This window comes from Mycobacterium sp. GA-2829 (assembly GCF_001499965.1).
Lineage (GTDB): Bacteria > Actinomycetota > Actinomycetes > Mycobacteriales > Mycobacteriaceae > Mycobacterium.
The window spans coordinates 1-26,586 of record NZ_LQIT01000004.1 but is presented as its reverse complement, the minus strand read 5'-3'; the positions used below and the strand labels follow the sequence as shown (position 1 = coordinate 26,586).

At 62.0% G+C, this 26,586-nt stretch carries 22 protein-coding genes; 14 read left to right on the top strand and 8 right to left on the bottom strand.

Going from position 1 to position 26,586, the window contains the following annotated elements:
* The first annotated feature begins 255 nt into the window (after nt 1-255).
* From AU194_RS03600 to AU194_RS03575, 6 genes are all read left to right on the top strand, one after another.
* A complete protein-coding gene (locus AU194_RS03600; RefSeq protein WP_059087865.1) occupies nt 256-1,776 on the top strand; it encodes a sensor domain-containing protein in 1,521 nt (506 codons plus the stop codon).
* Nucleotides 1,777-2,020: 244 nt separating this feature from the next.
* Nucleotides 2,021-2,518 carry a hypothetical protein gene (locus AU194_RS03595; protein WP_157575879.1) on the top strand — a complete coding sequence of 166 codons (498 nt, stop codon included), beginning with the start codon at nt 2,021-2,023 and terminating at the stop codon, nt 2,516-2,518.
* Nucleotides 2,519-2,546: 28 nt separating this feature from the next.
* Nucleotides 2,547-3,005, top strand: a complete 459-nt coding sequence (locus tag AU194_RS31620; protein ID WP_157575878.1) for a hypothetical protein — start codon at nt 2,547-2,549, stop codon at nt 3,003-3,005.
* A gap of 930 nt (nt 3,006-3,935) precedes the next feature.
* Nucleotides 3,936-4,214 (top strand): hypothetical protein, encoded by a 279-nt coding sequence (locus AU194_RS03585; RefSeq protein ID WP_231743146.1) that lies wholly within the window; start codon nt 3,936-3,938, stop codon nt 4,212-4,214.
* A 206-nt stretch (nt 4,215-4,420) separates the two neighbouring features.
* A complete protein-coding gene (locus tag AU194_RS03580; RefSeq protein WP_059087861.1) occupies nt 4,421-6,187 on the top strand; it encodes a DUF4012 domain-containing protein in 1,767 nt (588 codons plus the stop codon).
* Nucleotides 6,188-6,936: 749 nt separating this feature from the next.
* A complete protein-coding gene (locus AU194_RS03575) occupies nt 6,937-9,069 on the top strand; it encodes an acyltransferase family protein (protein WP_197417506.1) in 2,133 nt (710 codons plus the stop codon).
* A 135-nt stretch (nt 9,070-9,204) separates the two neighbouring features.
* Here AU194_RS03575 and AU194_RS03570 read toward each other — a convergent pair whose 3' ends face one another.
* A complete protein-coding gene (locus AU194_RS03570; RefSeq protein WP_059087859.1) occupies nt 9,205-10,197 on the bottom strand; it encodes an endonuclease/exonuclease/phosphatase family protein in 993 nt (330 codons plus the stop codon).
* A 112-nt stretch (nt 10,198-10,309) separates the two neighbouring features.
* Nucleotides 10,310-10,495 (bottom strand): hypothetical protein, encoded by a 186-nt coding sequence (locus tag AU194_RS03565; protein ID WP_197417505.1) that lies wholly within the window; start codon nt 10,493-10,495, stop codon nt 10,310-10,312.
* A 373-nt stretch (nt 10,496-10,868) separates the two neighbouring features.
* Between AU194_RS03565 and AU194_RS03560 the strand changes: the two genes are divergently transcribed.
* Nucleotides 10,869-12,197, top strand: coding sequence for a UDP-glucose/GDP-mannose dehydrogenase family protein (locus AU194_RS03560; RefSeq protein WP_059087858.1), 1,329 nt, complete (start codon nt 10,869-10,871; stop codon nt 12,195-12,197).
* Between the two features lie 21 nt (nt 12,198-12,218).
* Here AU194_RS03560 and AU194_RS03555 read toward each other — a convergent pair whose 3' ends face one another.
* Nucleotides 12,219-12,746, bottom strand: a complete 528-nt coding sequence (locus AU194_RS03555; RefSeq protein WP_059087857.1) for a hypothetical protein — start codon at nt 12,744-12,746, stop codon at nt 12,219-12,221.
* Nucleotides 12,747-13,069: 323 nt separating this feature from the next.
* On the opposite strand from AU194_RS03555, the gene AU194_RS03550 reads away from it, so the two are divergent.
* Entirely contained in the window at nt 13,070-14,011 is a 942-nt protein-coding gene (locus AU194_RS03550; protein ID WP_059087976.1) for a glycosyltransferase family 2 protein, read from the top strand.
* A gap of 53 nt (nt 14,012-14,064) precedes the next feature.
* On the opposite strand, the gene AU194_RS30900 is transcribed toward AU194_RS03550, so the two are convergent.
* Nucleotides 14,065-14,661 (bottom strand): SGNH/GDSL hydrolase family protein, encoded by a 597-nt coding sequence (locus AU194_RS30900; protein WP_197417504.1) that lies wholly within the window; start codon nt 14,659-14,661, stop codon nt 14,065-14,067.
* Nucleotides 14,662-15,057: 396 nt separating this feature from the next.
* On the opposite strand from AU194_RS30900, the gene AU194_RS03540 reads away from it, so the two are divergent.
* Nucleotides 15,058-15,801, top strand: a complete 744-nt coding sequence (locus AU194_RS03540; RefSeq protein ID WP_082698457.1) for a WecB/TagA/CpsF family glycosyltransferase — start codon at nt 15,058-15,060, stop codon at nt 15,799-15,801.
* Nucleotides 15,802-15,881: 80 nt separating this feature from the next.
* Here AU194_RS03540 and AU194_RS03535 read toward each other — a convergent pair whose 3' ends face one another.
* Together AU194_RS03535 and AU194_RS31615 are read right to left on the bottom strand one after the other, a co-directional pair.
* The gene (locus tag AU194_RS03535) at nt 15,882-17,366 is read right to left on the bottom strand and encodes a lipopolysaccharide biosynthesis protein (protein WP_059087854.1); all 1,485 of its coding nucleotides are present in this window, start codon (nt 17,364-17,366) and stop codon (nt 15,882-15,884) included.
* Nucleotides 17,363-18,460 carry a polysaccharide pyruvyl transferase family protein gene (locus AU194_RS31615; RefSeq protein WP_157575877.1) on the bottom strand — a complete coding sequence of 366 codons (1,098 nt, stop codon included), beginning with the start codon at nt 18,458-18,460 and terminating at the stop codon, nt 17,363-17,365. The genes AU194_RS03535 and AU194_RS31615 overlap by 4 nt, the downstream gene beginning before the upstream one ends.
* A 100-nt stretch (nt 18,461-18,560) precedes the next feature.
* On the opposite strand from AU194_RS31615, the gene AU194_RS03530 reads away from it, so the two are divergent.
* From AU194_RS03530 to AU194_RS03515, 5 genes are all read left to right on the top strand, one after another.
* Nucleotides 18,561-19,577: a glycosyltransferase family 2 protein gene (locus tag AU194_RS03530; protein ID WP_231743145.1), complete on the top strand. Its 1,017-nt coding sequence runs from the start codon at nt 18,561-18,563 to the stop codon at nt 19,575-19,577.
* A gap of 321 nt (nt 19,578-19,898) precedes the next feature.
* Entirely contained in the window at nt 19,899-20,189 is a 291-nt protein-coding gene (locus AU194_RS31610) for a hypothetical protein (protein ID WP_157575876.1), read from the top strand.
* A complete protein-coding gene (locus tag AU194_RS03525) occupies nt 20,186-21,100 on the top strand; it encodes a hypothetical protein (RefSeq protein WP_059087853.1) in 915 nt (304 codons plus the stop codon). Before AU194_RS31610 ends, AU194_RS03525 begins: the two co-directional genes overlap by 4 nt.
* A 190-nt stretch (nt 21,101-21,290) precedes the next feature.
* Nucleotides 21,291-22,043, top strand: a complete 753-nt coding sequence (locus tag AU194_RS03520; RefSeq protein WP_082698455.1) for a class I SAM-dependent methyltransferase — start codon at nt 21,291-21,293, stop codon at nt 22,041-22,043.
* A gap of 1,217 nt (nt 22,044-23,260) precedes the next feature.
* Complete coding sequence (locus AU194_RS03515) at nt 23,261-24,694, top strand: polysaccharide biosynthesis tyrosine autokinase (protein ID WP_082698454.1); 1,434 nt, start codon at nt 23,261-23,263, stop codon at nt 24,692-24,694.
* 42 nt (nt 24,695-24,736) lie between these two features.
* On the opposite strand, the gene AU194_RS03510 is transcribed toward AU194_RS03515, so the two are convergent.
* Together AU194_RS03510 and AU194_RS30895 are read right to left on the bottom strand one after the other, a co-directional pair.
* The gene (locus tag AU194_RS03510; protein ID WP_059087851.1) at nt 24,737-25,774 is read right to left on the bottom strand and encodes a nitroreductase family protein; all 1,038 of its coding nucleotides are present in this window, start codon (nt 25,772-25,774) and stop codon (nt 24,737-24,739) included.
* Nucleotides 25,771-26,586 (bottom strand): polysaccharide pyruvyl transferase family protein (locus AU194_RS30895; RefSeq protein ID WP_197417503.1); only part of this gene is annotated, 816 nt, incomplete at its 5' end. The genes AU194_RS30895 and AU194_RS03510, both read right to left, overlap by 4 nt.

Below are 26,586 nucleotides of genomic sequence, written 5' to 3'. Positions count from 1 at the left end.
GTTTGCCAAAGATTTGACACCGGGGTCAACGGCGGCCGAAAAGGGGCAGGTGCGGGGCGTCGCGCGAGGCTGATTGAGTGACGGAGATATGTCCTTTGCAAGGAAAAACGGGGTGGCGGACCGGTGCCGAGCGGCGGCCGACGCGGTGAGGTCGCCGGTTTTATGCCGTGGCGCGTCAATTTTTGCTACCGTTCGGCTTGCATGCGCCGCGGGGTGGCGCAGCCGGGCCCTCTGCCGTGAAGAAGGTGCGATGCCATGGCCGTGTTCATGAGCTATTCGAGTCGGGACCGGGCGCTGGTCGAGAACGTGCTCAAGGCGCTGCGCCGGGCACACGAACAGATCTGGCTGGACGAGGAGCTCGGCGGGGGCGAGGCGTGGTGGCGTGAGATCCTCGAGCAGATCCGCGGCTGCGAGGTGTTTCTGGTCGCGCTGTCGAAGAACATGCTCGAGTCGAAGGCGTGTGCGGCCGAACTGCGGTACGCCCAGCAGTTGGGTAAGCCGATCCTGCCGGTGCAGGTGGGCGATCTGGACAACATGCGGATCAACCCGTTGGCGGCCATGCAGGTGATCGACTTCCGGAGGCCGAGCATCGACTCGGGCATCGAGCTGGTGTCGAGTGTCCACGCGCTGCGGGCGCGGGCGCATCCGCTGCCCGACCCGCTGCCGGAGGAACCGCAGATCCCGTTCGCCTATCTCATGAGGCTGGCGACCACCATCTCGGATCCGTCGCCGCTGAGCGCCCAGCAGCAGATGACGTTGGTGGCAGAGTTGAAGGCGGGTCTGGACGAGGACGGCGACGACGTGTCTGCCCGCCGTGACATCGCGCAGCTGCTGACGATGCTGCGCAACCGGTCCGACGTGACGTGGCGGACGCGCACCGAGGTGGAGGCGGTGCTGGCGGCGTTGACCGCGGAGCCGGTGGCCGCGGCCGGGCCGGCGCCGACCTACGGATTCGGTGCGCCGCAGTATCCGACCGGTCCGCAGCCGGCGTATGCGGTGCCGCCGATGGATCCGGCGGGGATCGGCCAGCCGTATCCCGGCGCTGTCCCAACGGGTTTCGGGTCGTCGTCGCGGAAGTCGAACGCGACGGCCAAGTGGCTGATCGGCGGCGGGGCGGCGGTCGTGATCGTCGCGGTGGTCGCCGTGGTGGTGCTCGTCGCGGCCGGCGGGGGTGACCCAGCCCCGGCGCCGCCGCCGGCCGCGACCCTCACCCCGAGCGAGGTGAACTCGCTGCTGCTCACGTCAGGGGAGATCGAGTCGATCGTCGGGGTGGACAACCTCGAGCCCAACGCGGTGCGTGACGAGATGGCCACGACGTCGGCGACGTTGTCGGAGCCGAGTTGTGCAGGCGCGCAATACAATGCGCTGCAGTCGGTGTATGCGGGCAGCGGGTACAGCGCGGTGGCGGACCAGATTTTGAAGGCTGAGACGCCGAAGTACGTGTTCGTCAACCAGAGCGTGGTGCTCTTCCCGTCGGCGGATCAGGCCAAGCAGTTCGTGACGAAGTCGGCGGAGGCATGGAAGGCGTGCGGCGGTGACAACGTCACCGTCACGATGGAGGACGGGACCGCGTACACGTGGACGTTCGACCGGGTGGACCAGACGGATACGCAGATTTCGCAGCGGGTGACCCAGGAGGGTATGGAGGGATACGGCTGCGAGCACGTGCTGCGGGTGGCATCGAACGCGCTGCTCGAGGTCGCGGCGTGCCGTGACAACGTGACCGACGACGGGACCCGGATGGTCGATGCGATGGCGGCGAAGGTCCCGGTGTGAGGGCGGTGTAGCCGGCCAAGGCCTGTCGGCCGTACGTACGATTTTCCTGGGCCGGCGCTTGCAATGCGCGCGGCCGGGGACGGCGACCTGCTACGTTGCCAGACGCTTCCGTAGGTCGCGGATACGCGCGCGTGCTCCGCGCGTAAGCGTTGCCACACAGGGAGACACGAGCTTGAGCCGACGTTTGCTTCCGGTAGCCGCGGTGGGCCTGTCGTTCGTGATCGCCGCATGCGGAGGTGGTTCCGTGAAGCAGGGCGACGGCGGCTCGGCTTCGGGCAATGCCGCTGGAGAGCCCGAGGAGTCGACTGCTGCGACGGTCCGTGTCGAAGGGTGTGCCGCCTATCAGGGGTCCAATCCGTCGGCGGAGGAAGCGCGCGCCGCGATTCTGGACATGTGGAACGCGACGCCAGTGGACGTCCGAGCGCGAAATCCGCTCGAGGCGTACCCGTTCGACGATGCCTACGCTCTCGTCGAGCCGGACGGCGTCGAATGGGTGTCGAACTACAACTGTCAGCTGGTGCAGGACGCTCGCGACAAAGGCGTGATGGACCCCATGGCGATCGGTCTTGCGGACTGGCAGTTGGGCAGCACCAAGTACATGATGGCCATCGCCGCGAACGGGGCAGCGGCGTCGTGCTGGGGAGCGCTCAAAGACAACGGCTACCCCGTTCAGAATCCGAAGGAGTACTTCGCGATTCCTTTCGCCGTGTGCCCGGAATCTGTGCCAGAGCAGTACCGCTGACCCGGGACGAATGACCACAGGAGTGTGAATGTCGGTGTCTGGCGTGGTCTTCAGGTTCGAGCGTGTAGCCGTCGGTGTGGTGTCTGCCGCCGTTGGCCTCGCGCTGTCGGCGTGTGGTACGTCAGCGCCTCCATCGGCAGCCAGCGGCGCCGGCGCGCAAGTTGGCAATGAGCAGTCCTCGGAAGCGGGCTCTGAACTCGCTTACGAAGACGTCGGGGACTGTACGGTGGTCGTCGGGCCGAATCCCGATTACTTCGATGTGGCCGCACCGAAGGCAATCTCTTTCTATGACTTCTTGAATGGAAGAACTGTCACCTACGAGGAGTACCTGGAGGAGCAGTTGGCCCTCAGCGACGTAGATGGCTACTTCGCTACGGGCTACCAGGAGTGGGTGCGGCCGGGCGGTGTGGAGCAGATGTCCACGCGAATTGTGCCGCTACGCCGGTGGTGTGCAATCGGTCGACCGGGCTGTACTCGAGGCCCTTGACTTCTACTACCTTCCCAAGAGTTCTCTGACCACTGCCGCGGACGGGCAGGAGCACGCCGCAGGACGCGCGGTACTGTTCGCCACCCTCCTGTGTGTCCAGGCGATGCATACGAACGGATCCCAGGCCTATAGCCAGCGGTCGCCGGTCGTCGACGCTGTGTGCCAGGACGAGCCTCCCGGCTAGGGGGTGGCGTTCTTACTCCTTCAGTCAGCGGTTCGAGCGGCGCTGGACGGAGGCGCCGGGAATTCAGTGAGGGCCCAGCCGCGACGCCGTCGTTGAGCCGACCGGGAACGGGTGAGGGCCTCAAGAACCACGACCAAGATGCAGATCGTGTCGTCGCACGCGTTGCTCGCCTCGCCGAGAGACACCCTGGCGCTCACCAAATCCGTGAGGACGTAACTCATCGTTAATGGACACATAGTGATGACGAAACGTAGTTTGCCCGCTCTTTTGCAGCGCAAGCGGATTCTGGCAAATTCGCACCCGAGCCTAGGCGAGGGTCGCCGCGGATGTAGGGCGGTCAAAGTCCGAGGTAATCGGCAATGCGGACCCTCTGTGGCCGATCTTCTTGCCGTCAGCATGCTGTTCTCGCAACGTTGACCTGCGCCTATCGCCGAAGATCTCAGTCTGCATGGACCGAACAACGGAAGAGTGTTCGGAATCTTGAGGCACTCGAAGGCCGCCGTTTGAATGGCCATCGACGATGCCATCGGTGACTGGCGGTTCCGGTTGACACAACCGTCAGCGTCTGAGAAGCTTTGCTCACCATAACTGGACCGAAACTGGACCTGAAATATCAAGGGGGGGACATGTCGACTATTGCGACAAATTTTCGCGGGGGGCTTACTCGACTGCAGGTCGGGACCGCTGTCTGCGCAGTAGCTGCTGCGGCTGCAGTGCCGGCGGTTGCGGCTAACGCTGCGCCCGCTGTGCCTGCGCCCATCGCTCCGGTCACGCAGATCCTGGTCGACGCGCCGCTGAGCCCGATCATGACCTTCGCGCCGATGAGCCCGGTCATGAACTTCGCGGAGCAGCCGAATCTGCCCTGGTGGTACGAGAGTGGCCGCCGGGTTGTTGAGCGTTTCGGCGCCCTGGTGTTTGCGGTCGCCGGTGCGATCATTGCGCCGATCGCTGCCGTCACGCAGGCGATCGTCACCGCCGTTCAGCGGTTCTTCCAGATCGGTCCCTACTCGACGGGCCGCGGCTAACCCGCCCTAGGGCGACACACGTGGTGCGGTTCTCCATGCGTTGGGGAACCGCACCGGTGTTGACCACCGCATGGAAGCGCCATTGAGCGCGGTTCGGCAGTGAGTCTCAGGTATTCGCCTACTGGTTGTTTATGCGTGAATCATTCAATGGCGGCGACGCGCTAGACGATTCTTCGAGATCTGACGAGGGAGAGGGGCGGCCGAAGATGCTGCGACATCTTCGGCAGCGCCATGTCGTATTCGGAGCACTGCTGGCGCTGGTCGTTGTCATAGCGTTCGGGTGTTGGCTCGCGATACGTGCATTCGATGCGAAGTCCCACCTAGAAGCCGCACGCGACAGCGCGCAGCAGGCGAAAGACGCGCTGCTGGACGGCGATACCGAGGGCGCAGCCCGTCACGCGGATGCGGCGCAGTCGAGTGCCCAGCAAGCGCGCGACGCGACCCACTCGGTTCCGTGGAATATCGCGTCAGCGGTGCCCTGGTTGGGCAATCCGTTTGACACCGGCCAAGAGATCTCTCATGTCGTACTAGGCCTCGCTACCGACGTGCTGCAGCCGGCGGCAGAGGTCGGCGCAGTACTGTCGCCTGACACTCTCCTGCAAGACGGTCGAGTAGACGTCCAGGCGCTTCGCGAGCGCCAAGGACAGCTGAGCGATCTTGCGACAGCCGCGGACTCGCTCAGTGGCGATGCGAAGGCGATACCGGAACCGACTTACGTTTCGCTTCTCGGCGACGCCCGTTCACAGTTGCAGGAACAAACGTCCAACATTGCAGGCCTGCTTGACAATACGGCCTTGGCCGCTCGTCTTGCGCCTTCGATGATGGGTGCCGACGGTCCCCGCACCTACTTCATGGGCTTCCAAACGAACGCTGAGGCGCGCGGTACCGGCGGCTTGCTGGGTGGGTTCGGTGTTCTCAGATTCGACAATGGAACCGCAAACGTGGACACGTTGGCATCGAACCTGGACCTGGAAGGCGCCACGGCGTCGGTCGATCTGGGGCCGGAGTTCACGGAGATGTACGGGTTCACCAATCCCACAACGGATTTCCGGAACAGCAACCTGAGCTCGCACTTTCCGTACGCAGCGCAAATCTGGAAATCCATGTGGGCTGAGCGGACGGGAGTGAACGTAGACGGGGTCATCGTGCTCGACCCCGTGACGCTCAGTTACGTGCTCGGCGCTGTGGGCTCAGTGAGGATGCCCGACGGTGAGGTAATCACCAAGGACAACGTTGTCGAACTCACTGAATCGACCGCGTATAGCCGCTTCCCCACCGATCAGATTGCGCGGAAGAACTACCTCCAAGACATCGCAAGTGAAGTGGTCAGAAAGGTCACCGGACGACTCGAATCGCCTCAGAAACTCCTCAACGCCTTGGGCAAGGCCGTTGGGGAGCGGCGAATTGCGGTGTGGAGTGCGAACCCTGCCGACCAGGCGATGCTGGAAGAAACGCCGCTCGCTCACGTGGTTCCGGACGATCCAGCACCGTACGCTTCGGTCGTCATCAATAACCTCGGCGGCAACAAACTCGACTACTACTTGCGGCGGCAAATTGAGTACGTCGCCGACGGGTGCACTGCTGGCGTGCGGAACTCAACCGTAACGGTCCGGCTTTCCAATGAGGCGCCAGAGGCTGGGCTTCCCGACTACGTCGCCGACGCACCCGGAATTCGTTCCGACATTCCGCTCGAGGTGCCGAAGGGCGCGATGGTTACCTCTGTGCGCCTATTAGCGACTGCAGGTGCGACGTTGACCAGCGCACTGGTCGACGGTCAACAAGTGCCTGTCTTCAGCGGAGTCGAGCGAGGCCATCCCACCTTCGAAGTGCAACTCGGCATACCGCCCGGGCAGTCTGGTGAGTTGAGCTTCCGGCTGTCGGAACCGACATCGCCCGGCGCGGCGCGTGTCCCGGTGCAGCCACTTATCGACACTGTGCAACCTAAGGTTTCGGTACCCCAGTGTTCGGACTGAGCCGGATATGCAGAAGTTAAGTGACTGAAGCCCGCACGCAGGCCAAACTGGCTCGTGATCGGTATGCTTCGGTCGACGAGACGTAGCTGCCGAAAACTACGGTGCCGTGGTGGCTAGATCCTGCGTGACCCTTCCGCCGGCGTCGGAGGGTTGTTACTCCTGTTCACAACCGTCGCCGATCCGGAGTCGGCCGACGTCCTCGCCAACCGTCAGTTCGGTACCCGACGCTAACCGGTTGCGGCTCGCCGACGACACCTTCGTGCGGACTTAAGAGTGCCTGTGTCACACCGTGTTTGTCACCGTCGCCTACACGACAATGATCCTCGGCCGAGCCGTCGCCACGCCCAACCGGTCGGAAATCTGTTAGCGCAGGCGTTCGGCCCTCGCCACGCGGCAGTCGAATATCGATGCGTCGATTCATCATTCAGACCCGCGGCTCGCGCAACTATCGCTGACCTACGCCGACGGACCGCTGTTGCTCAAAATCACCCCGTCGGTTGGCTTCGTGGTGGCGATGAGATGACAGCGCGGCCAGGCCGCTCATGATCAACGGATCCGACAGTCAAGCAAATCGTGAATGCGCTCAGTCGCGCCAGCTGGCGGGATTATCGTCGATTCGTCTGTATGGCGGTGCGCGACAGGAAGATCGTGCGGCGACGGTGGCCTCGGCCGCTGCATGGAAAGACGCCGTCAGATACTCTGCGCGGGGACGGTGCGCATTGCGGCCCGAAGACTTCCAGGGGGATGTCATGACTTCGTTGATCCGCGGGCTGGATCGAGCGGTCACTTCTGCCTCTTCGAGAAAACGCCGTCGAAAGCGGAAAGAGGAGAAGGCAGCATTCCGCCCTGACATCGAGGGCTTACGCGCGATCGCCGTACTCTTCGTGCTCATCTGGCACGCCGGTGTTCCCTGGCTGCCCGGCGGATTCGTCGGCGTCGACGTGTTCTTCGTCGTGTCCGGCTTCTTGATGACGACGATCCTGCACCGTGAGCACGTCAGGTATGGACGGATCAGCGTCACCGAGTTCTATGGCAGGCGTGCCCGAAGACTCATCCCGGCCAGCACACTAACGCTCCTCGCCACCGGCTTGGCCACCTTCCTGGTCCTCCCCGAGACGCGGTGGCGCGACATCGGTCTCGACATCGCCGCGGCGGGTGGCTACCTGGTGAACTGGCGGCTCGCTGACCGGGCGGTGGACTATCTCGCTCAGGACACTGCGCCGAGCCCGGTCCAGCACTTTTGGAGCCTGTCGATAGAGGAACAGTTCTACATCTTCTGGCCTCTGCTCATTGTGCTCGTCGCCTGGGTCGTCAAGCGCGCACAGGGCTCGGCCACCGGAGTCACGTTCGCGGCTCTGGGGGTCATTGCGGCGGGTTCACTCGCCTGGTCGGTATATCTCACCGACGCGGACGCGTCCCGCGCGTATTTCGTCACGACAACTCGGCTCTGGGAACTCGCGCTCGGGGGCCTCGTGGCGCTGGCCATGCCGTTGTTCCTCAAGATGCCCAAGATGTCTGCGGTCGCGTTGGCATGGATCGGGGTGGCGGGAATTCTCGGCACCGGGTTCTTGCTCACCACTGCGGTTCCCTTCCCCGGCTCCATCGCGTTGATCCCTACCGTGGCGACCGCCCTAGTTCTTGCCGCTGGCCCAGCCGCCGGTAATGCCGGACCCGTCCGCATCTTCGCGAACAAGCCGACGCAGTGGATCGGCGGTTGTTCTTACTCGATGTACCTCTGGCACTGGCCGGTACTCATCATCGGCGGTTATTGGATCACCGACGGGCTCCGCGAAATCAGCGTGATTGAAGGCGTAGTGCTGGTGACATTGTCGGTCCTGCCGGCGTGGTTCTCGCTCAAGTTCGTCGAAAACCCGATTCGGCGGGCCGAGACGTTCGTCGATTCAGTCAAGAACTCAATGGCGTTGGCGTTCCTGGGAATCGGCATCAGCGTTGCCATCGGGCTTCTCGTCGCTGCCGCTGTTCCACGAGCTCCAGACGCCTACCAGTCCAGATACGTGCCGCCGCAGTCTGACGAAGTGGTGGCTGCCGACCAACCAATCGGCGCTGAGGTTCTAGGCGATGACCCGCTGGCCAGTACCGCAGCCGCATTGCTCGATAAGGTGCCTTCGATCACTCCTAGCCCCCAGGCTGCGAATGCCGACAACCCCGATGTGAGTGACTGCCAGCTCAACTACACAGAGATCACTCCGAAGTTCTGTGAGTACGGGAACAAGGACGCAGACATCGAAGTCGCACTGGTCGGCGATTCGCACGCCGGTCAGTGGATCCCGGCGATGGAGGCAGTGGCCGCTGAGCGCGGATGGAAATTGGTGGTCTCGACGAAGAGCGCCTGCCCGTACGTCGACATTGCGGTTTTCTCCGACAATCTCAACCGTCCCTACGACGAGTGCCGTGCGTGGAATGAACAGATGGGCGCGTATCTGACGGGCGCAGGGAAACCCGATGCGGTGGTGCTGTCATATGGCGTGTACAACACCGGGGACATGGATCTCCTCATTTCCGGCGCACAGGTCCGCTGGGCCCCGCTCGTGGCGCAGGGAACGAAAGTCATCGTGATCCGAGATACCCCGGCGCCGGGTAGAAACGTGCCGGATTGCGTAGCTGAGCACCAGGATCGGCTCACAGCGTGCGCCCGACCGAGGGACGAGGCGCTGGCCAAACGCGACCAGTCTCAGCCCGCTGCTGTCGAAGCAGTGCCCGGTGTACAAATGGTGGATCTCACCGACTGGATCTGCCCGGGTCCGCAGTGCGCCCCGGTCATTGGCGGCGCGCTGGTCTTTCGGGACAACACCCACATGACTGCTACGTATTCGCGCAGCTTGGCCGCGCAGCTCGCCAAGAGGTTCCCTTCGGTTCCGTGATGAAGCGCCCAGGGGCCGAACATCAGCCCCTGAAACTCCGACTTCTCGGGTGCGCACCTTGGATTGTCGGAATGGGGGTCCCGCGAACCCGATTTGGGCGCGCAGGCGCCGACGGGTTCCAACGATGCGCCACGGTCAAGGAGCCGTGGGATCGAGGGGCAATTCGATTGTGGCCAAGAGGGCGCGGTGATCGGAGCCCTTGATGTCGAGAGTCTTCAGCGAAGAGGCTGCGGCATTGCGGGTGAGCACGTGGTCGATGGTTATCAGCGGTCGGAACCAAGGGTAGGAGGGGAACGTCGGACCGAGGCCGGCGCCGGTCTGCTCGACGGCGTCGCGGTAACCGTTGGTAAGCAGATCGCGGAACTGCCTCATATCAGGTGTGCTGTTGAAGTCACCGGCGACGACCACCGCACCGGCACCGGCAGTCTCCGCGAAGCCGCCCATGCTGACCTCGAGGTCGGTGATGCCTCGATGCCATCGATCGAAGGTGTCGATGCCGACGGCCAGCGGAGAGGTGACGTGGACGCTGGCGACCACCGAGTCGTACCGCACGCCGGGAATCTGAAGTTTCGCGGCGGCGATGGTGGTGTCGCGGCGCTTCGGAGGTGAAACCGTGGCGAGCGGGAACCGGCTCCAAAGGCCAATTCCCCCGCCGCCCGAAGCAGGCGCGAGCACGGAGTAGGGGAAGGTTGAATGCAGACCTGCGCGAGAGAAGCGTCGGACCTCCTCTGGCGTCAGTTCCGAGACCGTGATGACGTCAGCTCGTTCTCTGGCCAGATCCACCAAGGACGCTGCGTCCGCACGCCCTTTGCGAAGGTTCGACGAAAGTACGCGCAGCTCGGTGTGTTGACCGACTGGAGAAGGGCTGCCGAAGTAATACCACGGCGCCTGAACCGCCACGGTGGCAGCCAAGACCGCCACTGCTGCGATGGAGAGGACGATTCGACGGCCCACCGTAGACGACGCAAGGCCGAGAAGGGCGACGAACGGGGTGAACGGCGCTCCGACGGACATCAACAGCGCGACGATGTTGGGCAGTGGAACGACGCGTACGACGAGTACGAAGACGCAGTAACCGCACGCTGCCGCTGCGAGCGCTGTCCACAGCACACTGCGCCTGCCGAACACGGGACGGCTCCTCTCTCGCGTCCGGTCGCCTGCCAGGCTATCAGTGCCCGGGCGGATGACTACGGAGCGAGGCAGTCACGTTGAGATTGGCGGCGCGGCAACCAATCGGCCGCTACAGCGCCTGCATCTGCTTGACGGCGGGCAGGCCGACCGGCTTGTGCTTGGTCGCTTGGCAGTGCTCGACGACATCGATGACGGCATTTCCGCGAAACCAGCGGCGTTTGCCTTCGTAGCCACACTGGCAGCGGGCTTGGTTATTCAGCCAGGAAGTGACGAGGTAAGCATGTGCGCCGTCCATGTCGCCACAATATAGGTAGCAAAGATTCTCGTCACCCGAAGCTATCTCTCCTCGCGGAATTTCATTGCTTATGGAACGGTCAACTGCTGACGGACCGGTCTCCGGGTTTCTTGTCGATGCGACGTCGTCGTTCAAACCGCCATCAAGAGACGTCATGTCGAAACGCCTACTCGACTTCGAACCGGGCGTCGGCCATCGCTGCGTGGTCTACGGCATTGTCGCGTAACGCGTTGTCGGGCATCCCCGCTCCATCCACGACCTGTTCTGGCGATGTGGGCCTGCTGGGTTTCTCACTGGGTCGCAACGCCCTTCGGCGCGGAATTCCGAACGGATAGTTAGGATGACGCGTGGGAGGAAATCAGAGGGGGGACTCATGAGGTGCCGAATCGCAGTGTTCGGTACCGGATATCTCGGTGCGACCCATGCCGCATGCATGGCAGAGCTTGGCCATGATGTGCTGGGTGTGGACATCGACGAAGGCAAACTAGCCAAGCTGGCGATGGGCGAGCTGCCTTTCTACGAGCCCCGCCTACCGGAGGTGTTGCGGGCCAACATCGATGCCGGCCGGCTGCGTTTCACGACTTCCTATGAGGAGGCCGCCGAATTCGCCGACGCGCACTTCATTGCCGTGGGCACGCCGCAGAAGCAAGGCGAACTCGCCGCAGATCTCAGGCACGTCGAAGCCGTTGTCGAGTCACTGGCGCCACTGCTGACCCGTCCAGCGGTCATCTTCGGCAAGTCAACCGTGCCGGCCGGCACGGCAGCGAGGTTGGGCGCCCGCGTGCGCGCTCTTGCGCCCGCTACAGGGCAGGTGGAACTCGCATGGAACCCCGAATTCCTGCGGGAGGGCTTCGCGGTTAAGGACACATTGCATCCCGATCGCATTGTGCTGGGTGTGGATCGCGACCGCCCCGGCACTGCCGAGGCCGTCGCTCGCGACGTCTATGCCCCGCTGCTGGAAGAGCAGATTCCGTTCCTGGTGACCGATTTGGCGACCTCTGAGTTGGTCAAGACATCCGCGAACGCGTTTCTCGCAACCAAGATTTCGTTCATCAACGCGATCGCGGAGGTGTGCGAGGCGACGGGCGCGGACGTGTCGGTACTTGCCGACGCCATTGGCCACGATGCCCGGATCGGGCGGCGGTTCCTGAACGCAGGAATCGGCTTCGGAGGTGGCTGCCTGCCGAAGGACATTCGCGCCTTCATCGCCATGGCAGGGGAACACGGCGCTGGACAGGCCTTCGCGCTTCTCCGTGAAGTGGACAGCATCAACATGCGTCGGCGGAACAAGATGGTGGAGTTGGCACGAGAGGCCGTAGGCGGTTCCTTCATCGGCGCGCGCGTGGGCGTCCTCGGAGCTGCGTTCAAACCCGACTCCGATGACGTTCGCGATTCGCCGGCGTTGAACATCGCGGGGCAGATCCAGCTTCAGGGCGCCGCGGTGACCGTCTATGACCCCGAGGCCATGCAGAATGCGCGACAGCTCTTTCCGACGTTGCAGTACGCCCCGGATATGACTGCAGCGTGCGCAGGCGCCGACGTCGTCATGATTCTGACTGAGTGGAAACAGTTCACTGCCGTAGAGCCGACCGACCTCGCGGGTGCGGTACGCCGAAAAGTCGTGATCGACGGGCGAAACTGTCTTGATCCGGTCAGGTGGCGCGGAGCGGGCTGGTCATACCGCGGTATCGGCAGACCGTAGCGGCCAAAAGGCGGCCGCAGCCTACGCTTCCTGCTGTCGACAAAGCGCAAGAACCGGCGGAAGGAGTTCGGCGATACGCGCGCCCACCGTTGCGAAGACTTCCGCGTCTTGCCCAATCGGATCGGGGATGTCATCCGCCTCGTGCGAGCCCAGCCGCGGTCGGAGCGCTGATAGGTCAGCGACGTTTCGGGCGTCGTAATCTGTTGCTAGCCGGGCGGCTTCGCCCACGGTGAAGGTTCTACGCAGTTGGCGTGGTGCGACTTCCAATACGGCGTCTCGATGGGTCTTCGTCATGGTGAGGATCAGGTCGGCCTCGGAGGCGATCCTCAACGTGAGTTGCCGGGCCGCGAAATCCGTCGATTGACCGCCCAGCTTCTCCAGTACCGCTGCCGCCTCGTGATGAATCGGGTGCCCGATCACGGCTCGCGTTCCAGCGCTGGACACTTCGATGTCGCCGTGAGTCTGGGATCGAGCGTTGTACGCGATCGCAAGCCGCTCTGCCGTCGGGGAACGACAAATGTTCCCGGTGCAGACGAACAGGATCTTCACGGCGGTTCTCCATTCGTGTGATGCTCGACGAGGTGCGACGCACGGAACGGCGTGATCGTCATGAGCGCAGTTCGTCGCACGGACGGCTCGGTGCCGCACGTCGACAGCTTCCACTGAGCAGCTTGCCGTGGATGGCTCTCCGCCGCAAGTACTTTCGACCGCCCTGAGCTGCAGTGTGATCGTGCTTCGCGCCAGCGGGGGAGCTCACCTCCAGGCGCCGGCCCGGATATACTCTGCGAAACAATTGCGTAGATTTGAGCCGATTCTCGGAATTGTCGATACGTCGATTGTGCATGCCCTCAGGCGAAGGAGACCCCAAAGCCATGGTCGATTACAACGACCCACCGCTTTTCTCCGTCATCATCCCGACCTACAACCGATCCGAAGTGGTTCGCTCTACATTGGAGTCCGTTCAGTCGCAGACGTTCCCAGGTTTCGAGTGCATCGTCGTGGATGACGGCTCGCGTGACGGGGATGAACTCGCGGCTGTGGTTCATTCGATGGACGACAGCCGGTTCCGTTATGTTCGACAAGATAATGGCGGGGCCAGTAGCGCGCGTAATCATGGATTCGAGCTGTCGAAGGGGCGTTATATTGCGTTACTGGACTCAGATGATCGCTTCTTGCCGAAAAAGTTGGAGAAATGCGCGGAGGTGCTCCAGCAGCACGACGGCGATGTGTTGCTGTATTCGCAGATGATCGTCGAGAGGGGGATGGAGAAGAAGTGGGTCCGCCCTTCCAAGGGCGCTCTGGAAGGCGAACGGATCGACGAGTACATCCTGTGTACGCCCGGGACGATCAGAACGTCCACCATCGTTGTATCCGCCGCTCTTGCACGCCGCGTACGATTCGACGAGTCTTTGCCGTGGTTTCAGGACAGCGACTTTGCAATTCGCGCTGCGAACGCCGGTGCTCTGTTCGAATTCGTTGATGAGCCGCTGATCGTGCTCGAAGACAAAGTCGGTTATGCGCGCGTGTCCAGGAACGCGAGTTACGCGCCATTGCTCGCGTACTTCGACCGGATGAGAAAAACTGGTGAGATATCAGATCGCGCTTACTGGGCGGGCCGTGGTTGGCCGTGTGCGCGAGTCGCATCCACTTCGAATCGCCCCTATGCGATCGTGCTGTGTTCCCAGGCCGTCGCGAAACGGGCGTTCCCACTGAGGCATGCGATCATCGTCGCCGCCCAAGTGGTCATCCCGTATCGCGTGTACCAAGCGATTGCCAATGGTGTGGTGCGAATCAGGGGGCGCAGGGTCGCTTAGCGGGACTCGGCGCGCGCCGTTTTGAGCCTGCAAACGATGCCGGTGAGCTGCGCTTACGACGGCGGCGTCGGCGCTCCTGCTAGCTGCCCCGCAATGAGCGGAGCGATCTTCTCAGCGAGGAGAATCTGGCCGGCAGCATTCGGCCGCCCTTTGTCGTTGGCCAGTTCTTGGCTCGTGAACCAACCTTCGGCGAGAGGATCTACGAACGTGGCTCTGTGCGCTTGTGCCTGCTCTCGCACGATGTCACGCACCTGCAAAATATCGTTCGGCGGCTGCGGACCCATCACCGCCGGCCCAATGACGAGTAGGCGTGCGTTGGGGGCGAGGTCCTGAACGCGCTGCATGGTCAAACTCACGAGAGATGCCAGGCGGGCGCCGTCGGGCAGCATTGTCTTGTCTCGGGCCGCGCCGAACAGCACCACCACGTCTGTGTTCTTCCCGACCACACGCGGTGCAATGTCGTGGAATTTCCGGCCTTCTGGGCCGCGCGGGATATATCCATACGACGAGGCGGCCGAAGTGCTGGCCTGGACCACGTGGCCTCGTCGATGCAGCAACGGCCGGATCAGACTGGGCCACGCATCTGGATCGCCGCCGGAACCCTTGCTTCCAACACTGAAGCCGTCTCCGATGATGGCGATGTAGTCCACGCCCGGTTCCGGTGTCGCCTCGAGTGGAGGTGGTGGAGGATTCGTGTGGACTGCGGCTGGCTGGGCGCCTGCGCAGGCAGTGAGCGCCAGAGTGGCTATTAGCACCCATATCCATCGGTACACCGTCAACCCCCTCAACGTCGGAGATACATTAGCCGACGGTTCGTGTGGAACGTCGAGACAGGCTTCGAGGCTCGGGTATTGCGGCCATCGCGCCAGGTGGTCGTTGAGTTCGCCACGCTGAGCGATCGCTTTGGCGCACGTCGAGTTGCTAGTCCACTCAAATAGACGTTAGTGTGAGTTTTTGCGTCCGCAACTGGCCGACTGAACAACAGCACCAGAAATTCGGCGAGGTGGGGTGCGTGCTGGATTTGACGTGACCAGGGGGGATTCGCGTTGACCATCAACTATGCAGAGCAATGGGTACGGATTGATCCGCTAGAAATATCGGTGACGCCGCTTACCGCACCCGAGGTGGCGGAGATTGTCGCCAACGCATCTGGTAAGCGGCTGCTGCTCAATCACAATCTCCACAGCGCGTATTTGCACGAGGTGGACAGCCGATTTCGCGAACTCTATCGGCGAGCCACCTGGGTCATCGTCGACGGTGCGCCAATTCTGTGGCTCGCCTCCCGGTTCTCCACGACCAGGCTCGGCGCTTCTTGGCGCGTCTCATCGACGGACTGGCTTGACGCGCTCTCGCGGGTCAACTCATCGGGACGGTTGTTCATCTTCGGCGCTACGGCGAGCTCCAACGAGAAGGCTGTCGACGCACTGCGGCGCAAGCTCGCGAATTGGACGATTTCGGGTGTGGACGGCTACGTCGACGACGAAGCCGCCGTCAAGGCGATCACGGATTTCAATCCTGACCTGGTCATCGTCGGTCTGGGCATGCCGCGTCAAGAGCACTTCCTGTTGAGGAACTTCGATCACCTTCCGGCGGCGACTTACGCGACGGTGGGTGGTGCCATCGACTACGTGGGAGGAAGCAATCGGCTGGCGCCCAGATGGCTCGGTAGTCTTGGGCTTGAGTGGTTATGGCGTCTGGCCAACGAGCCACGCCGTCTCGCATACCGCTATCTGATCGAACCCTTGCTGCTGCTTCGCCGGGTGGTTCCGCGGGCGTTGCGTCAGGTCTGAGAGCGTGATCGCGAGAGGTTGCACACCTAAATCGCCCTCGCCATCGCTGCTCGTTGTTCGAGTCCTGTTGGCGCACAACTCTATTGGGGGTCGGTAACGGATTCCGGTCGCTTCTTCGGCGACTTGCGATCAAGCGCGAGCCTCGCGAACCGTACGGCCTCGGCTCTGTAACGGGGAACCAGGTATACAACGCCTGCGACCCAGAGAGCCGTCGCGAAGCAGCCGACGCCTATCGCCAGCAGGTCGCTGTCGATCATGAACGAGGCAGTGGCTCCTACCGCGGTGACTGGAAGCCCGAACACTCCGACAAGTGTCAGCCCCGACAGCGCCAGTTGACCGATGGGGAGCCCGGTGACTCGCCGCGCCCACCACATGTTGAGCACCCAGAAGCCGCCGTAGCCAACGGAACATCCCGTTGCTACGCCGATGCCGCCGCCCCAAAACGCTCCCACTGCGATGGCCGCAACGATCAGTGGCTGGCCGACCAAATACAGGTACAGCTGTTTGCGGGTCTCACCCAACGTCACGAACACCCAGTATGGAACCTGGCTGAGTGCGCGAAAGACGCCGGATACGGCGAGAATCTGCAGGATGGGTGCCGCTTCGACCCATTGATCACCGAGAACGACGCCGACGAGTGGGTCGCCCATCCCGATCATCACACCGTAGACAGTCGAAGTGACTGTGACAGTCGCGAATTGGGCTGCCGTGAGGTACTTCATGAAAGTTTGCACAGAGTCTTGCAGGCGCGACAGCACTGGAATGGCGACACGGGAAAGTGGTGCTGTTACCTGGTTGAGCGGAAGTACCACGACCTGATACGCACGGTTGTAGAGGCCGAGTTGAGCGGGTCCCCCAAGGACGCCGAGCAATACGCTGTCGACATTCTTGGGTAGGTACGCAAGGCCCTGTGTGCCGACGAGTGCGCCGGCAAATCGGACGAAGCGGCCAATCGGTACGTCGCGGCGGTACATAGACGGACGCCAACCAGCCATCGCGATGCAGAGCAGCGCTCCGAGAACTGCGGTGACAAGAGCTTGAACTACCAGAGCCCAATAGCTGTGAAGAGTCGCGGCAAGCGCGATTGCGGCGCCCAGCCCCGCTGCCTGCGGTACCGCCTCCGTCACCCCAAGAGCCACGAAGCGGAGGTCCCGGTTGATCTGTGCCTTGAACTGGGTTGCGATGCCGTTGATCAAGAACGTCACGGAGAGGGCCTGTGTGATTCCCACAAGCCTCGCATCACCGTAGAGGTGCGCAATGGGCCAGGACGCCGCGAAAGCCGCGATCGAGAGTAAGGCGCCGAATACGGTGTTGAGCCAGAACAGGTTCGATTTCTCTTCGGGGCTGAGGGTCTTCGACTGAAGGGATGCCACTGAGAGCCCGAAATCGCGGAGCAACTCCCCGATGCCGATCAAACCGGTCACCATGGCAATGAGCCCGAAGTCGTCCGGTGCCAACAAGCGCGCGAGCACGACAAGCGAGATGACCAGCAACGCTATGCGCGTTCCCTGCCAGAACAGGGTCGCGGTCGCACCGCCGAGCGCTTTGCGCGCCAAAGAGCTCAACGGGGAGTACCTTTCAGCCCTCGCGTAGATGCGCGGGCTGCGAGCTGTTGAGTGAGATTGTCGAGGTCATTAAGTGCCGCATGCACTGCGGTGAGTGCCTCATCGCGCCTCGATAGGTGCTGCGCAAGGTCTTCGGTCAGTGCGGCAGAAGTTGTGTCACCAACGGTGGTGGTTGAGCGGTGGTAACCGACTGCGTCGAGGTGCCGGCCGACCTTGGCGTCTCTGCGGTCAGTGACGCAGACGGGGACTGCACCTTCCGTCATTCCGACGATCAGGGCGTGGAGGCGGTCGCTTATCACCATGGCGCTGTTCCGGTAGACCTCGCGAAGGACACATTCGTGTTCTGCCAGTGATCGCTCGGCGGGCCACGGAATAAGCTCTCCGCCAAGGCGTGACGCGAGGTCGGCACTACGTTCTGCATCTCGGCGGACCTGAGTGACGACGACCATGCGCCTCGAACCAGCGTGGGCCAGCGCGCGAATCGAGTCGATGATGGCGTCGGATGGCGGCTCTCGGTCTGCCCGGTACGTGACCGCAATGTCACCACCGCTGGTGTTCGAGACGTCCCGCGCGGGCGACTCCCAACCGAACGCCCAATCCGGAGAGACCTCACCAAAGCCGAATGCTGTTCTAGATTCTGTGTCGCGCCATCGAACGCACGTCGATAAACGGAAAAGTGGACGCAAAATCTTCACGTACAACTGATTTTCCGCTCGCATAGCCACTCCCAAGCGGAGCACCTGCCCTTTGCGAGCCCTGACGCCGAGGATCAGCGGGAGAAACTTCACGTTGCGGCGGAAACTACGGCCGTCGACCAAGAGCTCACCGGGCTTGTCGACGAACCAAACCGGCCCGCGGGAGAGGGCGCCCCACGCGGCCGAGTGCCACCTCCGAAGTTCGTCGTAGATGACGTCGGCTTCTTGAAGCGCCAGACTCTTGAGGAAATCATCTGACGCCGGTCCGAGATAGATATGCAGCCGCCCGAATCGACGAAGGCGGTCGAAGTATTCCCGCCTCAGAACCACGTCGCCGACATTGTCGTCCTGGCCACTTCCAAGGACGAAAAGGGCAGGTAACTCATTACCGGGTCCCAACCCCCGACTCCTCCCCGTCGATCTCGTGTAGCTTATAGCCCGCGCCCCCCTGTAAGCGCACCACAAGTCGGACCGGATCGTCCGGTCAAGGACCCTCGACATGATGGTGGTCGATCGGGGTGCTGTGGTCAAGTCGATGATGCCGAACCAGCCATCGCATGGCTCCGTGACAATCAGGGAACTGCGCGCTCCCGCCGACACCGACGAGAATGGCCAGATTATGGACAACTATCTGATTGCAATCGCCTCGTATCGTCGACCGTCAGCGCTGCAGCATCTGCTGGATAGCCTTGCAACAGCCGTCGGTTCGGTCGCAGCGGAAGTTGTCGTGGTCGATAATGATGCCGACGAATCAGCTCGCGCCGTTGCGACCAACCACCCACTTCGACCCCTGTATCTGGTGGAGCCCGAGCCCGGTATCGCGGCAGCGCGAAACCGGGCGCTGGATCACTTCAGCGACCGTTATCACGCGATCATCTTCGTGGACGACGACGAGTGGGTTTCGCCCGAGTGGCTCTCCACGCTCACCACATACGCCCGACGCACCCAAGCCGATGTCGTACAAGGCCCTGTAGTGAGCGTATTTCCCGAAGAGGCGCCCAAGTGGGTTGAGCGGGGAGGCTTCCTACAACGCCGGGTTCAAGAGAGTGGCCTTGAACTTCCGAGTGCGGCTACCAACAACACTCTGCTGACCCGTGAAGCCTGGGTCCGGGCGGGCTCTCCGCGATTCGACCCGTCTTTTTCCCTGACTGGCGGTTCGGATGCGGACTTGTTCTGGGGGATAAGGAAATCCGGATCCAGGATCGTCTTCTGCGCCGAGGCGGTGGTGTACGAGGACGTACCGAACAATCGCTTGTCCCTGCGATGGGCTCGCCGCAGGGCCATCCGGAATGGCATCGCCGAGACCCGGATACGCCGGAAGCATGGAGATCTGTCGCCGGCGTGGTTGGCTGTGAGCGTCCTGCGTGCGGGGTACAGCGTTTTTGTGCTCGGGCTCGGGCTGGTCATGGGTAGAGGGCTGCAGGCGGAGCCATTTGTCAATCTGTTCAAAGGGTATGGGCGCCTGGCGGCGCTGTTCAACTATCGAATCCACGAGTACGCGAGACCTGCCTCATGACCTCCTGGCGAACCCCTTCTGACATCTGAGTGGGGATCACTCGGGCCCACTACTATTCGAACGGGGTCGACCAACGGTCGACAGCATGCTCTGATATCGAAGTACCCGGTGTCGGAGGCGGAGGGGGAGCGTGTGGCCACGGGGCAGAGTCCGAAAAAGACGCCTTGGCGATTGATCGTCGTTGTCGTATTCGCGTTGCTACTCATCGGACAGGGATACCTGTCATTCGCGATAAGGCCCGAGCCATATCCGAGCATCCGAATGCCGAGTTTCGGTCCTGCCGCGAAGGACGACGGAACAGTCGGAGTCACGTTCGCGCGCGTGGAGGCGATCGGAAGCGACGGCTCGATACGACAAATCCCGGTGGCCGAGCTCATGGATGATTTCCGCTTCTCAACTGCGCGCCCTTCGTTCGATTATGTTTTCAGAGACAGCGAACCGTCGCACATTTCACCCTCGGTCAAATCGTGGTTACGTGAGCGGATCGGCGAGATTGATTCTGGGATCGACGCCACGGCCGTTCGAATATGCTGGCAAGCGTCGAAAGTGCGGATATCCGATTCTTCCGTCGCGAGTGAGCCGCCTTGTGCCTGGAAGACGATAGTCCTGTGATCGCCCGGATCGAATCGCGTCTGGCGTGGGTTGCCCGTGCGTACGCCCCCGACCCTCGGGTTCTGGCCGCGCTCCGGATTGTCTTCGGTATCTGGGTGATTCTCTTCCCCAGCGACGTCACCTGGATAGCCGATGTGCCCGCGGATTTCGTGAACCCACGTCCTGGACTGTTCGCATGGCTGTCCACGCCTCCCGACCTCACGACACTGTATGTGCTCATGGGGGCAAAAGTCCTGTTCGGAGCGATGGTCGCGGTAGGGCTGTGGACGCTACCGGCGTCGGTTGGGCTTTCGATCGCCCTGATTTGCAGCTCTGGGGTTTCGTACTCCTTCTCCAAAGTCGACCACTTCATCCTTTTCGAGTTGGCTCCGGTCTTCCTGGCCTTCACGGGCTGGGGTTGCATGTGGTCGGTCGACGCGATCTTCCGGCGGCGCCGGAGGCAGAATCCGGTCGCAGTCAGGGGTTTCCCCGTTCTCCTCTACGCAATGACGATCGGCTGGGCCATGCTTTCCGCGGCCGTGCCGAAGGTTGCCGGTGGCTGGGCTTCGCTAGATAGGTTCGCGACGCGCGGTTACGTGGCAAGGGATCTGGCACTCGGCGAAAAGGTGGGCCCGCTCGGACCGTGGCTCCTGAACATCGACAGCAGTGTCTTCTGGAAGTTCCTCGATTACGCCACGTTGATCGCTGAAGGCGGACTCATTTTCGTTGTTTTCTTTCCGCTTCTTTTCAGATTGTGGCTCGTGCTTGTGATCGGTTTTCATGTCGGGGTGTATGTAGCGCTCGGTATAAACTTCGCAGATAACCTGCTCGCGTATGCAATATTTTTTTCTCCGGTCATCGCATGGGTGGCCTCAAAACTCGGCGAAGCTTGGCCATCAAGGCGAGAGAAGGAACAAGTCAGCCCAGCTTGAACGCTCGGACCGATGACCAGTGCCATAAGTGATGGAGCTCACCACGAGCGGTCCCGGCAGGGCTTCAAGTCGAGGGCGTCGGCCGGAGCGACAGACTTCCAAGCTCGTGATCATCGCGGGACGCTGTGTGGACGTCAGCTGCGCTGCCCTCAATCCGCCGCACAATGTATATAGTTGGTAGGTTGATGCAATGGGGATGACCGCGACAGCGCAAGGACTAAAGACGAGGCTTAGCAGGGGGATCCGTCAAGCAAGCCCATCGGCGTTCTATTTACTCAAGGGCACTGCGAACCTCTTGCGGGTCGAGAAGTACGAGTGCAATCTCTGTGGATACTCCGGGAAATTCCTGCCCTTCGGGAATCCTCCGCGCGGAGGTGCAGTGTGCGCGAAGTGTTTCTCCAAGGAGCGCCACCGCCTCATGGGCTTGTGGGTTTCGGCCCACCCGGATGCGGTGGACGGCGCCCGGGTTCTGCACTTCGCGCCTGAAGAGGTGCTCGCCAAGCTGTTTCGCAGCCGATCATCGGCGTACCAGTCGGCAGACCTCGAACCAGGTGCCGCTGACATCGTCATCAACATAGAGGCGATCGACCTGCCGGACGCGTCCGTCGACCTCGTTGTCTGTTCCCACGTTCTCGAACACGTCGACGACACGAAGGCACTTCGAGAAATCCACCGCATTCTGCGGCCTGGCGGACATGCACTGTTGATGTTCCCGATCGTAGAGGGATGGGATCGGACCTACGAGGACCCGACACACACCTCCAAGGCTGACCGCGTTCGATACTTCGGCCAGGACGACCACGTCAGGATGTTCGGACGCGACGTGCGCGACCGGATCAAGGCTGCAGGTTTCGAGCTGGCTGAGTTCACCGCCGAGGAGCCATCTGTTTCTCGTCATGGACTTCTCCGCGGTGAGAAGGTGTTCGACGCGTCGAAGACCTGACACGGCATCCGCGGCATGAATGTCGGTGCGACGTCTAACTCATTGCGCTAGCTGATCACCCGCGAGGCCGCAGCCCCTGTGGCGAACGGCGACCTCGTCTGCATGGTCTCCATCGAGTCCGACAGGTCGCGATGGAGCCTGGGAAAAACCATGTGTTCACCGGGCTGCTGGGATGAGCGCTCGAGGCCTTGCCATGACTCGTTGCCGGTATCAGCCGCTCAGGATCCGGATGACAGAGTTGACGTCAGCCCGCTCGCTCTCTTAGCTAACCTTTTTCGAGTTCCGTGGTTCTTCTTTCCTAAATCATTCGCTCAAGCTAACGACTTGGCACGGTGTGAACCGCAGCTTACTGCGTGATAGGCGGGCGAATCCCAGACGGCAGTCATCGCGAATTTGCTAGATATCGCAGAACGTCGCGCAGTTGCCGATGTTCGGCATCGATCCGCATCGGCAGACGGCCTAAACGCGGTGGGGGAGAACGTATTTCATCCTCACGTCGGCACGGCGTCAAGTTCGAGGTCGGCTGTGAATCTGTTGCCAAGAATGGCTATTTATGCGCAATTTATCGATCAAGCGCGGCTGTGACCAAACGGCGCCATGGCCAACTGTATCGCCCTGAAAATAGGCGCGCCCGGCAACCATCGTTCGCGTTGACAACCTGAGCGTATTCTGAGATGCTCACTGCGATCCACTCAGGATCATTGCCTCAGGGGGGGTATGTCTGCAATCGCGACCAGATGCTCGATGCGTTGGGGAAGGCATTGAGTGAGAGGCAAATAGCGGTCTGGAGCTCTTTTCCTGATGAGCAGAATTTTATGTGGGAATCCCGATTGGCCCACACGATCGTTGGTGACGCGGCCCCTCACGCCGAAGTTGTGATCAGAGACTTGGCCGGCGATAGAACCGATTACCGCCTCGACCGGAAGGTCGGCGAGGTCGCGAAGGGATCTAGTGGCGACACAAGCATGTCGGCCGTGAACATGCGGTTGATGAATACGGCATCCACTCAGTCGCTGCCGGATTATTCGGCCGGTTCCATGGGCCCCGTGCGCCGGCTCGCACTTCAAGGCCCCTCCCGGCACTATCGTGTCGTCAGTGCACCAAGGGGGCTCTACACGTATGCAGGTGCGGCGTGGCGCCAGACAGTTTGATTTGAGGCTTCCGATGTTCATTACGTGGACATCGAAGCCGCATGGTTCTTTCATTAAGGGGTTGCGTTGAACCTGCAGGACATCGTCAAGTCGCTGCGATCTAGGTGGATCACCGTCTGCGTGGCGATCGTGGTCTTTCTCCTGGGCGCGGTAGCGACGATTTTGCTGACCACCCCGCTGTATCAGGCGTCCACGAGACTCTTTGTGTCGACCTCCGCCGGATCCACACTTGCCGAGACCTACCAGGGTAACCGCTTCTCTCAGGAGCGGGTGATTTCCTACAGCGAGCTGATCAAAGGCGAAACGCTGGCGCAGCGCACGATTGACAAGCTCGGCCTCGATATGAGCTCGGAAGCGCTGCGGCAGCAGGTCAAGGCGAGCGCAAAAGCGGACACGGTGCTGATAAATGTCTCGGTGTTGGATCCTTCGCCCGTCCGGGCCCGCGACATCGCCAATACGATGTCGGACGAGTTCGTCACGCTCGTACGGGAATTGGAGACGCCCGAAGCCGGTGCTCGGCCAGACGCCCGGGTGGTGGTGGAACAGCGTGCATCAATTGCTGACGCACCGGTGGTGCCGCAGACGAAGCGGATCCTCGCGATCGGCTTGGCGCTGGGCGTAGTTGTCGGAATTGGGCTTGCACTTCTGCGCGATCTGCTGGACAACACGGTGAAGGACAGAAAGACCGTTGAAGAGATCACGGGTGCCGGGATCGTAGGGACCATCCCACTCGACAAAGAGCGGCGCAAGCAACCGGCGATTCCGTTCGAGAGCGATAATTCGTCCATCGCCGAGGCGTTCCGCAAGTTGCGGACGAATCTGCAATTCCTTGCGGTAGACAATCCTCCGCGTGTGATCGTCGTGACGAGTTCTGTTCCCAGCGAGGGAAAATCGACCACGGCGATCAATATCGCCCTGGCCTTGGCGGAAGCTGAGCACAGTGTGGTGATCGTCGACGGCGATATGCGCCGCCCGACACTGCACAAGTACCTCGACATGGTGGGTCCCGTCGGGTTCAGCACCGTACTCAGCGGCGGAGCCTCCCTGGACGACGCCCTGCAAGAGAGCCGTTTCCCGGGGCTGAGTGTCCTCACGTCGGGGGCCATCCCTCCGAATCCGAGCGAGTTGCTGGGTTCGTTGGCGGCGAAGAAGGTGCTCAAAGAACTACGCACTCGCTTCGACTACGTCATCGTGGACACCACCCCGTTGCTAGCTGTCACCGATGCTGCGATTCTGGCAGCGGGGGCCGACGGTGTGCTGATCATGGCGCGGTTCGGACAGACGAAGCGTGACCAGCTGACCCACGCGGTCGGCAGCCTTACCGACGTCGGAGCTTCAGTTCTCGGTGCGGTATTCACAATGACGCCGATTCGAGGTGGCTCGGCGTACAGCTACAGCTACAGCTACTACGGCGAAGACAGCGCGGCATCTTCATCCAACACAGATTCCGGAGTGACGCTTCGTCAGCGGCACAGCGCGAAGAAGTCGTCCACGGCGTAGGTGATGGGCTGAGACGCCTAATCCGCTACAGCCCTGCTGGTTTCACTGACCGGCGATCACCGCTGGTTGCGCTGCAGATGACCCTTCGCCGCGTCGACGGACGAATGAGGCTGCAGGCTTCCGATCGGAAATCGGCACAACCGTTTCCTCCGGGAAGTCTCCGACAGCGATGAACATGGTGATCATCTCCGAGTCGTCGATGGACAGCAATTCGCGCACCGCAGCTTGATCCTTGTAGTACATCATTGCGTTGAGCGGCACCGCAGCGAGCCCTTCATATTCAAGGCCGTACATGACGGACATCGAGAAGAGTCCACCATCAACGAAGGCCTCATTACGCTCGACCGGGCTGAGGAACGTGCTGTTGGACACCGTGATGGTCAGTAGCACCTCTGGCATCTGTCGTTGCCCAAATCCCCTCTGGTGTTTGAGGACTCGTGCCGCGAGGTCCTTATCCTCCACCCAGTAGACTCGCCAGCCCTGGCGGTTACACACCGAGGGCGTCTTCTCGGCGGCGCGCAGTGCGGCCATCACCTTTGAAGTATCGATCGGCCGGCCGGAGAATTGGCGGACACTGCTGCGGCCGGCCGCCAACTGGTAGAAGTTCTTCTGATCGTTGTCTTGCTTTTCGGCACGTCGGACGATCTTGGTTCCCGCGACTCCTTTGTCCGCGACGGCATCTAGGAATGCCGGATCGACGATCTCTTCGAGGAAGCTGACGTCGTGGTCGAATTTGGCGTGCAACTCACGGTACCGCTGAAGTATCGAGACGCCTTGTCCGTATGCGAAACCGTCGAGATCATGACCCGCGGTGCGGTAGACGACCAAGGTGTCGTTCAGATCGGACAAGGCTTTACGGCCGAACCCGGGACGGAAGTCAGCCGTACGGGCAAGACCTTTCTCTATCGCGTGGACGTTGTACATGATGCGCGAGACCACTTGCTCGTAATCGGTGTCAAAGATGGAGAACGAAGCGGTCCTCGAGAAGCGCGCGACATCCTTGTGCGCGAGATACCGCAGCCGGACCTTCTGCAGAACCTTCTTGGCCTGCTGCTTCGACCTGGTCGTATTCCTTTTCACGGCATCTCCTGGGCGGTCGGAAAAAGAACGTTCGCGGCGAGGTAGTTTCGAGCGCTGGCACGCTCCGAAGCCAGAGCCGCGTCGATCGCGCCATCGTCCAGAGGGGTGGACAGTAGTTGGCCGATCGCCTCCGGACCGTCGAGCCGACGTGACGACAGCCCGAACGTTTCCAGAAGGAACTTGAGCTTCTCCTCGTTGCCGTACCCTCCTGCGGTGCTCGCGCGGACGATGGTCGCAAACGGGCGATGATTGATGATCGAGAAAATCGTGCCGTGGAACGTGTCTGTCACGATTCCAACCGCGTCACGGAAATAGGCGAGTAGTTCGAACGGGCTGCACTCGACAAAGGCGTCGCCGCACTCCTGCACTCCGCCGAATGTCAGGACCCGCGCCCCGATCTGACGGGCGTAGTCGCGAAGCGACGCATTCTCGTGTGGTGTCAGCCGGCCTGAGTAGCCGTACACGATGAGGTATGGATCGGCGTGTAGCCGACTCTTCGGCACGCGCGGATCGGCCAGGAGATCGTGGGCTAGCGCAGGATCGACGTGCAGGAGAGGCTCGCGGCCGGTCAGCTCGCGAACGATCGAGCGGGAATTTCCGTCGCGGACTGAAAGCGCATCGAAGCGCTCGAGATCTCGTGCCAGCTCGCCTTCGATGCCCGCGGCGCGGATCTTGGCTAGCGTCGTGTTCCCGAAGGTGGGGCGGGAGGGGAGGGGCGCCCCCCGGGGGGGGGGGGGGGCGCGGGACCAGGCGGGGGGGGGGGGGGGGGCGGGAGGGGGCGGGATGGGGGGCGCCCGGCGCAGGCAGACGCG

What these genes read in the sequence shown, in the direction of transcription:
- AU194_RS03600 (WP_059087865.1), top strand. Translation starts at nt 256, where the DNA reads ATGGCCGTGTTCATGAGCTATTCGAGTCGGGACCGGGCGCTGGTCGAG.
- AU194_RS31620 (WP_157575878.1), top strand. Translation starts at nt 2,547, where the DNA reads ATGTCGGTGTCTGGCGTGGTCTTCAGGTTCGAGCGTGTAGCCGTCGGT.
- AU194_RS03580 (WP_059087861.1), top strand. Translation starts at nt 4,421, where the DNA reads ATGCTGCGACATCTTCGGCAGCGCCATGTCGTATTCGGAGCACTGCTG.
- AU194_RS03575 (WP_197417506.1), top strand. Translation starts at nt 6,937, where the DNA reads ATGACTTCGTTGATCCGCGGGCTGGATCGAGCGGTCACTTCTGCCTCT.
- AU194_RS03565 (WP_197417505.1), bottom strand. Translation starts at nt 10,495, where the DNA reads ATGGACGGCGCACATGCTTACCTCGTCACTTCCTGGCTGAATAACCAA.
- AU194_RS03560 (WP_059087858.1), top strand. Translation starts at nt 10,869, where the DNA reads ATGAGGTGCCGAATCGCAGTGTTCGGTACCGGATATCTCGGTGCGACC.
- AU194_RS03550 (WP_059087976.1), top strand. Translation starts at nt 13,070, where the DNA reads ATGGTCGATTACAACGACCCACCGCTTTTCTCCGTCATCATCCCGACC.
- AU194_RS03530 (WP_231743145.1), top strand. Translation starts at nt 18,561, where the DNA reads ATGATGGTGGTCGATCGGGGTGCTGTGGTCAAGTCGATGATGCCGAAC.
- AU194_RS03520 (WP_082698455.1), top strand. Translation starts at nt 21,291, where the DNA reads ATGGGGATGACCGCGACAGCGCAAGGACTAAAGACGAGGCTTAGCAGG.